Genomic DNA, 11893 nt, shown 5'->3' on the forward strand with positions numbered 1-11893 from the left:
ATTAAAAACTAATATCTGTAACATCTGTATTTTACAAAATATATCTAACAATTTGGGATATTAATTCAACAGTCTTTATTAGCTCGAAGCGTTTATCACGCCAAATAACTCTAGCTCCAACATTGTATCTCACATTATTATTATATGGCATAACCCAGTTATTATTTGGATAAACTACTCGCCAATAATTAGCATCACTTCCTCCTGGCCAGCCTGTTGTTGGAGTAAAAAATGGTAAACTTACATTTCCCATTAATAACCCCTCATAAACACACTCATCTCCTCTAGTATAACGACCTGTCTCAGAACAACTTTCACGACCTCCAGTAGCTGGATAGGCTCCATAACAATTTAAGTACTGCTGTGTTGGTGTCACTGTATTGTCACATGTATTTAAATAATCTAAAGCGGTTAAGTCATCATTAACATATCCTACATAAGCCCACTCTCCCCACTGACCTGCTGTCAAAGGATCTTTTTTGCTATGCTCCCATTTGGCTCTATAAAATTGATAATCCCTAATAACTATATCACCTGATTTATAAGTTATATTATTATGCCATGGGTAAACATCATCAACCCTCCATCCTGCACCTTTTTTACTATAAGGATCTCTACCAGAATCAACTGTTGTATTCATAATATATCTTCTACCATCAAATATTATCTTATTACCAATAGCATATTGTACATCTGGATGATATGGCTGAACCCAATTATCATCTGGATAAAATGGTCTCCATGCCCATTCTGCTCGAAGAGGCATATCTACAGTTCTTTTTATTGCTATAAAAAGGATGCCATCTTGATGACAAATATCACCAATTTCATATGGAGGGTTAGGTGGAGGATCTTCTGGACTCCACCACTCCCTCTCTCTACACTCTTCAAAGTTATCTAAATTAGGAAAAGCCCCAAAACAGTTTAAAAACTCTTGGTCTGGCCTTACGATAATACCTGTATTATTTAACGCAATACAGTTTTGTCCATTAAAATTAGCTATAAAATCATTTAAGCTAGTTGTAATTACACAGCCACTTTCACTATTATTAGAAGCATCATAAACTCCCAGAGAAACTTCCCAATTCCCATCATTTAAACGCCAGCCTTGTGACAAAGCATATGTACCACCATTAGTTAGTTGATTAGATATATCTAATGTCAAATCATCAAATCCTGGCCTACTAAAAGTCAGCTCTTCAGAGTTACTATCAATTGCAATATCTCCAATATAGCCAACTCGATTATCAGCAAATGCTCCACTACCTGAGTTAAGCTGTTGTGCTTGAAGGCTATCAAAATTTATAGCTGGAACATTAAGAGCTATACTCCCCCTATTAATTCCTGCATCTCTACTTGAAAGCGTATTTGAAGGCACCCTTACTTGTACAGTTTTGCTAACCGAAGCATTACCTATATTTAAATAATAATCAATAGTTCTCATAACAAAGCCTGGCTCTGAAACAATAAAAGAATTAAATCTTACATTCTCGGCACTTGCTATATGATTATTTGAAAGTATGGGAGGTGTATTACTCTCGTAAGTAAGGGTTGAACCACTAATAGCACCTCCAAATTGCTGCTGTAATGCAATATGATCTTGAAGGTCTTGCGTAGTCATACGTCTTAATAATAAGTTAGTGTGTGTTAATGAGTATACTAAGTAGCTCATTGATAAAAATATTACAGCTATTACAATAGCCATCACTAAGGCAAAACCATTACGATTACGATTATGTTTACGTATAAGCACTGCTCACCCCTCCGAAAGATACTATGGTTTGATGATTTTCTCCATTTAACCTATAACCAAACCTTAACCCTCTTATTTCCTTGTGCCAAATTCTTATGTCATCATCTGGAGCAACTCTTTGCCATCCTGCATTAGTTCTATAGCTAATTTGTAAGTCACTTACATCATCTAGTAAAACTGTTGGAACAGGTGCTCCACTTTGATCAGAACTTAATTGACATAGCTGATCGTCAACATTACCTTGACCATCTATATTCTCTCTAATATAAACAATTTTAAAAAGATACTGGGTATATAGCACAGATCCTACAGGAAAATTTTGACTAATAGCTCCACTACCGCCTACTAAATTAACTGTAGCTTGATTGCTAGTAGCATCACTACCAGCAGATATTAGATTTTGATCACTTTCACTAGATAATAACATAAATTTAGAAGCCGTAATCGCTGGTGCCTCCGGTGCTATAGGACGCGTAAATGAAGTATCTCCAAAAGCTATAGCAGTAGTAAGTACCTGCGGATCATCTATAGTTTGTAAAACAAGGACATCTGTACCATTTTGAGCATCACTTGGCAAAGTTATTGTAGCTCCTGATATCAAAGGTGCTCTTTGAGCATAAATAATTGGATAATCCAAAGGATTAACTTGCAAGTTACTTACTTGAGATGTTGATAGTTTCCATGGAGAATACATTGCATTACCTGAGATATAGGCTCCCTCAACCAAATCTCTAAAAATATTATCTACCTCTATAACTTCTGTATTATCATCTAGTGATTCCATAGTGTTAAGATGTTGCTCTCTTATTTGATAAAATGATTGATCGATAATTGCAATGACAATAATAGCAACAGCTAAAGTAACTAAAACCTCTACTAATGATACACCTTGCTTCTTTACTTTTATCATGTCGGTAAGTCTACTTCCATACTTATACTATTGTCATTGGCACTTTGAAATACCCAACCGCTCCCTGACTGAATAACATCAACTGTATTTGAACCACTAGTATCTAAATTTCCCGTAATTAAATATTCATTAAATCTATTATTTACGGTTTCAATAAGCTCCGCATCATCTCTCAAAGTAGCCTCTGATACCTGAGATCTATAAAGTATAATCTCATAAGACAATACAGCCATAGATATCACTAACATAGCTATTACTAGCTCTACTAATGAAAAACCTTGTTGTTTTGACAAGTTTATTATCTTTAACCTTTTCATGATTAATAAAAAACACCTTTCTTAACGAAGATATCGTTATATAATAAACTATTTATCAAAGATAAACTTCGGAAAAATTATTAATTTAATATTTAATCACATTGGTAAGTTACAAATTATATCAATCATTATTAATTGATCCAATTATCTTTTTTTGACAAGGTCGATCAATTTTAAATAAGCTCTACATAAGTCAAAACAGCAAATAATATATAGAAACATGCTACAATAAATTATTATAAAACTCTGCTTTATAATAATTTATATGAAATATATTTATAATATCTCTAAAAGTATAATAATCCTTGTTATTATTTCTATGCCTAATATGTTATTAGCATTTGTTAATATAAGCTTTATACCAACATCAGGAAGTACTCTTAATTTAGTAGCTACTCAAAATTCTACAACATCAACAACTTTAGATCTAGAATTAAGATCTATTAATGGTAATCAACTTCAATCAACGGGTATTTCTAGAACTATTGCTACTGCTCTTACAGTATCAAATGCTATCACAATTCCAATATCACTTAGTAATAATCAGATAACTGATAGAATTATTGTAATACCACTAAGTGCAGGGGATATTTTTTCAACAGTCTGTGTTCTAAATGCTGATCTCACTATTCCAAATTGTGCTAATATATTGGCAGACTTAGGAGCCACTCCAACACTAACTACAACTCCTATGGTCATAAGTAATAATGCTGGTATTTTTATAGTTTTTGGAACATCATCAACTTTAAGGATATATAGATTAGATCCAACTGATAATAGCCTAACCCCAGAACTAATCAATACATATAACGCTCAGAACATAGAACGTATTTTACCTATTGATGAAAATATAATAGCAGTCATATTAAGAGCATCCCTCACAAACAACATCTCTGCAGATATTCGCGGTATAATTACAAATACATCAATGGGAGAGTATAGCCTCGACTCGGCTAACAATATACAAGTTACTTATGACCCTAGTAAATTTAGAACATCTATAGGCCCATCAGGAAGTCAAGTTGATATCAGCAATGCACCATCACCATATGGGGTAAATAAAGTTTTTAGTCAATAAACTAACTTAAGAAAGGGTTGATATTAAAACACAAGTTAAAAATCTCAAATAAAATAACTGCACTTCCCATAGATACAACATATGTATGTGAGAAATACACTTTTAGATCTCGCCTTACAGTAAGAAATGCCGGTGTATAAACAAATATTATAACTGCAAATATTGCTGCATATTCTAATGCCAAGATAAACCCTTGTGGATAAAATACTGTGAAGATTAAGGGTGGTACAAAGCATATTAATGCTAAAACCCAACTACTTATTTGTTTATTATTTTTAGTAAATAAATCACGAATATAATGCATTAAAGATATGCCAACACCAATAAATGATGTTATTACTGCAATATGAATAAATAAATTTAGTGCTATCTCTAATGTGTCTGATCCAGATATCGTTCTAATTGCGTTAACTAAACCACTTGGTGTGTTGTTTCCTGATACAAACAATTCGTGATAGCTGAATGAACCATGTTGAGGAACAAGCCCTAATGATATAAACACCCATATAACATAAACAGTCAAAACACTTACACTTCCTATAAATATACTTCTTCTGATACTCTTAACATCACCTTTTTGATATTCATAAATAACAGGAATTATATTATGAAAACCAAATGCTGGTAAAAGCGTTGGCCAAGCAAATATAATTGCAGAAACTCCAGCTGGCTCATCACCTAAATAATTCATATTTATGTAAAATAGCATAATTACCATTGCTATTATAAAAAACATAAACTTCAGAATAACAAAGACTCTATTTGTATAATCACTAGCTCTATAACTAAATACTAAAGCTCCAAATATTAGTATAAAAACAATCGCTGATATTCCAACTTGAGATTTACTCGACTGATGTTCAACTCCACCAAGCATAGATATGAGTGAAGAGCCTTGCGTGGTATAAGCCGATAGCAGTGAATATAATAAAAGCAGATAAATAATACTAAAAAAAACTAAATATATTTTTGGTGCTCTTGACCATATCATTGTTGTAAAATTCACACCTATAGGATGTTGGACACAGACATCCAAAAGCCTCAATGCGGTAATATACATTACACTCCATGATAAAACTAAAAGTATAATTGCAGTTGTAAAACCACATGCTGCCACAATCAAAGGTAGTGATAACATACCAGCACCTATAGTTGTACCGATTATAAGAAAAATCGAACCAATAAATCTAGAATTCATATGTTAATATTTTCACATAAGGATTATAAATGATATCTTATTTTACCAACTAAAGAAATATACTCTATAATGATAAGCAACAATCATAAAATAGCCAAGAATATGAGTTTATTTTCTAAACTAGCAAAAATAAATTACTTTGAATTTGAATCTTCTAGTGGTGAAAAATCTCAAACTGGTTGGAATGGATATGCTAAAGGTAGTGTAATAACCAAAGTAGAGCAAGATTCAATATACTTTAAAGAGCAAGGATACTTTAAACTAGATAAAGCATCACGAGAAGCCAAAATAGAAAATGAATATATATGGCAAAAAATAGATTCAAATCGCATTAGACTATTTCATGCACGCTTTGGTTATAACAATCTTGTTAACCTTTTTGATCTAGTTCCTAAAGATAAAGATTCCTGGCATAGTGAAAATCAACATGTCTGTGTTGATGATTTATATTCTGCAGAGTTATCTATCTTAGATAAGAGTATTGAGCTTAGTTGGAAAATTGTAGGACCTAAGAAAAATGAGCTTATAAAGTATATGTATTTAAGCAAAAATAGTTAATAGCGTTCTGTATACTAAAAAAACCAAACTAAGCCTCCAGAGACCATGCTCATATAAGCTCTTGCATTTGGTTGATTCATCCCCCCACCTGCAACAGGAAGTGGGGCTATAGTTTGTATATATCTATAACTAACCGTAATACTAATGTATTTTGATAAAGGAATCATTATACCTCCTCCAACATCCCATGCTCCTTGAGTATTTCCCGACATATTAGACCATCCCGCTCCAGCAGCAGCGTATGGCATGATTATTGTTCCTGTAGGAATCATAAGAGTTCCTTCACCAATACCAGTAAATGATCCTCCATAGCTTATCATTTGATTATATTGAATACCTAGATACTTGTTTAAATTATATCCAGGCATAATCATAATAGTACCTGTAGGTCCTCGCATCTCCATATTAGAGCCACCCATCATTCCACCGAATGTCACGCCTAAGTGCCACTTACCTGCTCGATTATACATTTTACCCCAAGTATCATCCCCATTTGTAAGAGATGACCAAGTATTTGCAAATGGATTTATAACATCTGTTAAAATGCTACTATTTGAAATGTTAGAACTATTTGCATTTGGTGAAGAGGTTTCAATACTGTCTACCATATCAGCAAACGCCATACCAAAGCTAGCAAATGTTAATATAGAAAACATTATGACTTTTTTAAAATTCATGAAATTTATTTTTGAGAAAGTATTAGCGAATTTCTATGAGAACAAACAGAATAGATACTTAAGTTTTATTATCATAGCTTTAAAATCAATTTATTTTACAACTGTTGCGTGAACAGGTATTCTACAGTTACCTTTTTCAAGTAAAGTCAAATCTACTGTATTACCAACTTTTAACGGAGCATTCTTCACTCCAATTAGCATTACATGAGTTTTATGAAAACCTAATTTATCAGTTTTATGAGAAGGAACATCTATTTCTGCAACTGGCTTCATCACATGTTTGCCATTTTGCATTACAAAATGATGCAATTCTGTTTTAGTATCAACATCTGAAATAGCACTTTGTATAGTTACCATATTGTCAGTATTGTTTTTTATATTCATTTTAACTTCAGCTTGACCTTTACCATAGTTTTCTACTTTTGCATTTGTTACAACTAAGCCGCAGCCAGAAGTTTTAATATTTACAGAACTTCCACTATTAATTACTTCTGCACTAAAACCACTTACTGCAGCCATTACTAAGCCAAGTCCTACAACTATTTTTTTCATCTATTCATCCTTAATTTAAATTAATAACCACGTTAGATAATATGCAAAAAATAGCGTTTTACAATATTTTTTGACAAGAATAATTTTTATTAAAAATATAAGCAATAAAAGGACAACCTTATTAAAAACTAATACATAGATTCGATTAATATATAGTTAATCGGCCTCAATAAAACGATAACCAATCGCATTTTCAGTAGTTATCAATGGTTGCTTTTTACATTCAGATAATTTTTTTCTTAATTGTCCTATATAAACTCTAAGGTATTGTGCTCCATCACCATAGCAGTTACCCCAAACATCATTTAAAATTACATTTTGCATAACTAATTTACCCGAGTGACTTACAAGATGACTTAAAATCATAAATTCTTTTTTTGATAGGTGGATCTCGTGGCCATTTAAAGTAACTTTATGGTCATCAAGATCTACAGTTAGATTAGCAAATTTAAATAAATTAGATTTTTTCTGAGATCCTTCTAAATTGATTAATTGTCGCCGAACTCTAGCTATTAATTCAGGCATGTCAAAGGGCTTTTTGACATAATCATTAGCTCCGCCTTCAAGTGCCTTCACAACTTCTTCTGTGTCACTACGTGCTGAAACTACTATCACAGGAGTCGAGTTATGTATTCGCATTGCTCTAAGCCACTCTTGGCCATCCTGATCAGGCAAACCCAAATCAAGAACTATAACATCTGGAGCGTAACTACTTAAAAGTTTACTAGCTTCAGCAGCTGTTGTAGCAGACTCAATGTCATATCCTAATACCAAAAAAGTTTTTTCTAATAACTTTCGTATCTGAGGTTCATCTTCAACTAATAATATTTTTTGTATCATCTTATATGCTTCATATTTGTATTTAGTATCAACTATTTTTAACACTCGAAACTAAAGAAAGAGTTATTTTAAATATACTTCCTCTGCCATCTCCATCACTATACGCACGTATTTTACCATTATGTGCTGAAACTATACCTTTACATATAGCAAGCCCTAAGCCATTACCATGAGTATAACTATCTTTTTTTTCTATTCTATGGAATATTGTAAATATTTTTTCTAAATCAAACTCACTTAACCCTATACCTTGATCAGCAACCTCAAAGAGGCAACTATTATCATTTTTTCTTTTTAAGCTAACAACTACTTCTTTTTGAGTATCTCCAGTGAACTTAACTGCATTATCAACTAAATTTAATATAACTTGTTGAAACAATATAGGATCCATTTCTATTTCAAAAGATTCTCTTGGCGCTATAAATTTAAATTTTTGTGCCGTATAAATTCGTGAGCAAATATTTTGAACCTCACTAATGAAAATATTACTATTAACCTTATGAATTTTTAATGAAAGTTTTCCTGAATCAACTTTTAACATTTGAACAATATTATCAATATAATTATCTAACCTTTTTGATTCAGTTAATGCTAAATCTAGCATTTCATCTTGCTGCTCTTGACTAAATGAATCTTTAAAAGATTTAACACTACTCAAAGCACCCATTATTGATGCTAAAGGAGTTTTAAGATCGTGTGATACTGAAGATAGCATAGATTTTTGTAGTTTTCTTTGTTCATCTAAAAGTAATGATTTTTTTTCCTCTTTTTCTAAACTTCTCTTAAGGAGTAGATGTGATATATGAGAAAGCATATTACTTAAAATCACACTATCTGAAGATGTTCTTTCTATAGCCTCTTCTGATTTTAAGTATATTGCGATAACACCTAAAACCCTATTCTCAATAACCAAAGGTTCTATAGCCCAATCCAAGCCCGCAAAAGTATTTGTTCCTTTGCCACAGCTAACCTTATATTTAAAACTCCATTTTGCAGCAGCTAACTCTTTCTGATTAAAGTTAGGATGCTGAGGAAATGCTGCTGAGTCAAGTTCAGAATCTGAAACACTTAAAAACACAAAATCACATTTAAAATATTCTTCTAGCGCATGCAAAAAAATTGAACGCAGGTCTTTATCTAAACTCTTTTCATTAAACATTTTTGTAAAACGATATAATATAGATATATTATTTTCTCTTTCTTTAAGAAGCATAAAAGCCCTTTTTGTTCTTAAAATCACATGGCTAGAAGCAATAACTATTATCATGAATATTGCTAAGGTAATTAACTCAGCTAAACTAGAAATATGTAACACAAAATTAGGTTCTAAATATAGATAAGTATATAAAAAAAAGCCTATTAATGATGTTACTATTGAAGAGACTAAGCCATATCTATAAGCGCATGCTGCTATTACTATCAAAAAACAAAGAGTTTGTGATACGAGTCCCGCAAAATCTAAACTAAAGAATATAGCAATACCTGCAAGAGCTGTTATAACAGCAGACTTTAATGTATCAATAAACAATTCTTTAAGCTTATTTTTTTTAGCCTTAGGAGCTACTTCAAGCTTATGATCTTTTTTATTGACTGAAACGATATGTATCTGCATACCATTATTATTACGAATAATATCATAAACTACCGAACCTAAAAGTTTATCTTTCCATTTTGGGCGGATAGACTTACCAATAACTAAATCCGTAGCCCCAATTGAGTTTGCATACTCAAGTATCCCATCAGAAATTTTATCACTTAATATATGATCAATATTATAGCCCAAGCTACTTGCTAACATTTTATAACGCCTAATCACACCAAAACTAAGCTTCGTTGCTATCTTATTTGGTTTTTGCACAAATACTGCCATCAATCTAGCGTTTAAGGTTGTAGCTAAGAGCTTACCTTTACGTAATAAGCTTGGTGTAGCTTCATCATAGCCACAACAAACCAATACATATGGAGATGTAGCAATAGCACTACCATTTTGATAAAGCTTCCTATACTGTTGGATATCTTGGCCAACATGATTTGCAGCCATTCTAAAAGTATAATCTCTAAGTATCGTTAAATTTGTATATTGAAAATATCTTTCTAAAGCTCTATCTATAGCATCACTTTTATAAACCTTGCCTTGTTTTAATCTTTTTATTAGCTCTTCTGGACTAATATCTACAACAACAAGCTCATCTGCAGATTGTATAAAATCATTTGGAACTATCTCATTAACATTGGCTTGAGTTATTTGTGTCACTTCATAAGATAAACTAGCGATATGTTGAATATTAATAGCAGTATAAACAGATATACCTTCATCAAGTAGCTCTTCTATATCAATATAGCGCTTTTTATTTCTTGATGTCACAAAGTTTGTGTGTGGTAGCTCATCAATTATAACAACATCTGGTCTTCTAGCTTTTATCGCATCTAGATCTAACTCTTCAAAGATCTTACCTCGATAGTTTATTTTTTTAAGAGGCATAACCTCTAAACCATCAAGTAATGCCTGAGTCTCAGCTCTCCCATGAGTTACTAAAAGACCAACCACAACATCTTTATTATCACGCTGTAGAGATTTTGCATTATTTAACATAGCGTAGCTTTTACCAACACCAGGAGCATATCCAAGAAAAATCTTTAATTTACCTTTTTTTGACTCCTGGCTTTTATTTGCTAAATTTAGTAATGCATCTACTTTTTGTTTATTATCCATTTAAGTCTCTATAAGTGAATTTGACAAAGCTTAAAGTCATTATAAAGAAGTATATCAAAACTATAAAATAATGATGTTCTAAAATGTACTTATTAATTTGTAATATACAATAATTTAAGATAGATATTTTACTCAAAATAGTTCACTTATTGATATGTTTCAACGATTTTTTGAGCGATGAATAGTTTTAAGTCATTAGAAAGATTATTTTTTTTGCAATCTATCTTTTCAATTAATGTGATTAATGCTTTAATTTTAGAATCTAAATTATTACCGCTTTTATTACATTCTCCTATATATGAGTCTAGTTTTAAACTTCTTAATTCATTAATCACTTGAGAGTGTTTAATTTGACTTTCTTCAATCTGATTTTTAAATAAGCCAGATAATATATTGTTAGCTTTTAGATTAAGGACATCTAGCCTATCATTAACTTGCTTAAGATATCCATCAAGCTTATCTGGATCAGTAACTCCAAACCTTTCTAATGATGATGAATCTTTAAAAACATTAATCCCTGAGCCCTCAAGCAAATATCTGACATATCCTACACAATTGTGATACCTGCTATAAGATTTAAAGTAGATTCCTTTTTTATTGTGTATCGAATTATCCGGATCTAAGTATAAACTATCCGTATAATCAATATTACTAGACTTGAGTCCAAACCATTGACGAATACCATTTTTGTCACATACCCCACCTCCCGGATATAATTGACATTTATATATTGGTACTCTAACAAAAAGCCAATGATTATTTTCTTCTAATTGAAGCTTTATACTTTTAATACCTTTACTTTCGAATAATTTTTCTTTTTCAGCCATACATGCATTATATATTTCTTTTATAGTTTGAGATGGTAATTTGCCGCTGCCATAAGGATTATTTAAAGCCCTAATATGATTATTAACATTCGTTATAAGTTGATTTATCTTAAAATCTGTAATACCGTCTGGGCAAATTATAACATCTTGTGTTTTATTCTTTTCAACCTTATCGCATGCATTTTGTATTCTTGATAAAATCTCCATAACTGATCTATATTTACTATTAGAATCAAAATAAATTTGCCTATCTATAGTATAATCTCTCACAAAAAACCCTTCAGAAGAAGATTTTCCTGCTATTAAAGAATCAATAAAGTTAACCCCTGTTTCTTTCATAGAAAGATAGTTAGAGTTCGTTGGTGTAAAAGCATAATATTGCCTAATAGCCTTAGAAAGACTGTTGAATTAATATCCCAAATTGTTAGATATATTTTGTAAAATACAGATGTTACAGATATTAGTATTTT

General features: G+C 31.5%; 11 protein-coding genes. 2 read left to right on the forward strand and 9 right to left on the reverse strand.

What is annotated here, in order from left to right; genetic code table 11:
• Nucleotides 1-31 precede the first annotated feature (31 nt).
• Genes R8535_RS09960 through R8535_RS09970 form a run of 3 tightly spaced genes read right to left on the reverse strand, consistent with a single transcriptional unit; the run spans nt 32 to nt 2980 of the window.
• Nucleotides 32-1753: a hypothetical protein gene (locus tag R8535_RS09960; protein WP_329498886.1), complete on the reverse strand. Its 1722-nt coding sequence runs from the start codon at nt 1751-1753 to the stop codon at nt 32-34.
• The gene (locus tag R8535_RS09965) at nt 1740-2663 is read right to left on the reverse strand and encodes a hypothetical protein (RefSeq protein WP_329498888.1); all 924 of its coding nucleotides are present in this window, start codon (nt 2661-2663) and stop codon (nt 1740-1742) included. Before R8535_RS09965 ends, R8535_RS09960 begins: the two co-directional genes overlap by 14 nt.
• Entirely contained in the window at nt 2660-2980 is a 321-nt protein-coding gene (locus R8535_RS09970; RefSeq protein WP_329498890.1) for a type II secretion system protein, read from the reverse strand. The genes R8535_RS09965 and R8535_RS09970 overlap by 4 nt, the downstream gene beginning before the upstream one ends.
• A gap of 265 nt (nt 2981-3245) precedes the next feature.
• Between R8535_RS09970 and R8535_RS09975 the strand changes: the two genes are divergently transcribed.
• Nucleotides 3246-4058 (forward strand): hypothetical protein, encoded by an 813-nt coding sequence (locus tag R8535_RS09975; protein WP_329499511.1) that lies wholly within the window; start codon nt 3246-3248, stop codon nt 4056-4058.
• Between the two features lies 1 nt (nt 4059).
• On the opposite strand, the gene R8535_RS09980 is transcribed toward R8535_RS09975, so the two are convergent.
• Complete coding sequence (locus R8535_RS09980; RefSeq protein WP_329498894.1) at nt 4060-5256, reverse strand: amino acid permease; 1197 nt, start codon at nt 5254-5256, stop codon at nt 4060-4062.
• Between the two features lie 102 nt (nt 5257-5358).
• On the opposite strand from R8535_RS09980, the gene R8535_RS09985 reads away from it, so the two are divergent.
• Complete coding sequence (locus tag R8535_RS09985; protein ID WP_329498896.1) at nt 5359-5814, forward strand: DUF6314 family protein; 456 nt, start codon at nt 5359-5361, stop codon at nt 5812-5814.
• Between the two features lie 14 nt (nt 5815-5828).
• Here R8535_RS09985 and R8535_RS09990 read toward each other — a convergent pair whose 3' ends face one another.
• The 5 genes from R8535_RS09990 to R8535_RS10010 all read right to left on the reverse strand — a co-directional run bounded on the left by R8535_RS09990 (nt 5829) and on the right by R8535_RS10010 (nt 11762).
• Nucleotides 5829-6284 (reverse strand): hypothetical protein, encoded by a 456-nt coding sequence (locus R8535_RS09990; protein ID WP_329498902.1) that lies wholly within the window; start codon nt 6282-6284, stop codon nt 5829-5831.
• 297 nt (nt 6285-6581) lie between these two features.
• A complete protein-coding gene (locus R8535_RS09995; protein WP_329498898.1) occupies nt 6582-7043 on the reverse strand; it encodes a copper chaperone PCu(A)C in 462 nt (153 codons plus the stop codon).
• A 156-nt stretch (nt 7044-7199) separates the two neighbouring features.
• Nucleotides 7200-7883, reverse strand: a complete 684-nt coding sequence (locus R8535_RS10000) for a response regulator transcription factor (protein WP_329498899.1) — start codon at nt 7881-7883, stop codon at nt 7200-7202.
• A gap of 28 nt (nt 7884-7911) precedes the next feature.
• Nucleotides 7912-10596 carry an ATP-binding protein gene (locus tag R8535_RS10005; protein WP_329498900.1) on the reverse strand — a complete coding sequence of 895 codons (2685 nt, stop codon included), beginning with the start codon at nt 10594-10596 and terminating at the stop codon, nt 7912-7914.
• Nucleotides 10597-10742: 146 nt separating this feature from the next.
• A complete protein-coding gene (locus R8535_RS10010) occupies nt 10743-11762 on the reverse strand; it encodes a hypothetical protein (protein WP_329498901.1) in 1020 nt (339 codons plus the stop codon).
• Between the last annotated feature and the right edge of the window lie 131 nt (nt 11763-11893).

Origin of the sequence: Francisella sp. 19S2-4 (assembly GCF_036281795.1) — a bacterium.
Lineage (GTDB): Bacteria > Pseudomonadota > Gammaproteobacteria > Francisellales > Francisellaceae > Francisella.

What these genes read in the sequence shown, in the direction of transcription:
- R8535_RS09965 (WP_329498888.1), bottom strand. Translation starts at nt 2,663, where the DNA reads ATGATAAAAGTAAAGAAGCAAGGTGTATCATTAGTAGAGGTTTTAGTT.
- R8535_RS09970 (WP_329498890.1), bottom strand. Translation starts at nt 2,980, where the DNA reads ATGAAAAGGTTAAAGATAATAAACTTGTCAAAACAACAAGGTTTTTCA.
- R8535_RS09975 (WP_329499511.1), top strand. Translation starts at nt 3,246, where the DNA reads ATGAAATATATTTATAATATCTCTAAAAGTATAATAATCCTTGTTATT.
- R8535_RS09980 (WP_329498894.1), bottom strand. Translation starts at nt 5,256, where the DNA reads ATGAATTCTAGATTTATTGGTTCGATTTTTCTTATAATCGGTACAACT.
- R8535_RS09985 (WP_329498896.1), top strand. Translation starts at nt 5,359, where the DNA reads ATGAGTTTATTTTCTAAACTAGCAAAAATAAATTACTTTGAATTTGAA.
- R8535_RS09990 (WP_329498902.1), bottom strand. Translation starts at nt 6,284, where the DNA reads ATGTATAATCGAGCAGGTAAGTGGCACTTAGGCGTGACATTCGGTGGA.
- R8535_RS09995 (WP_329498898.1), bottom strand. Translation starts at nt 7,043, where the DNA reads ATGAAAAAAATAGTTGTAGGACTTGGCTTAGTAATGGCTGCAGTAAGT.
- R8535_RS10000 (WP_329498899.1), bottom strand. Translation starts at nt 7,883, where the DNA reads ATGATACAAAAAATATTATTAGTTGAAGATGAACCTCAGATACGAAAG.
- R8535_RS10005 (WP_329498900.1), bottom strand. Translation starts at nt 10,596, where the DNA reads ATGGATAATAAACAAAAAGTAGATGCATTACTAAATTTAGCAAATAAA.
- R8535_RS10010 (WP_329498901.1), bottom strand. Translation starts at nt 11,762, where the DNA reads ATGAAAGAAACAGGGGTTAACTTTATTGATTCTTTAATAGCAGGAAAA.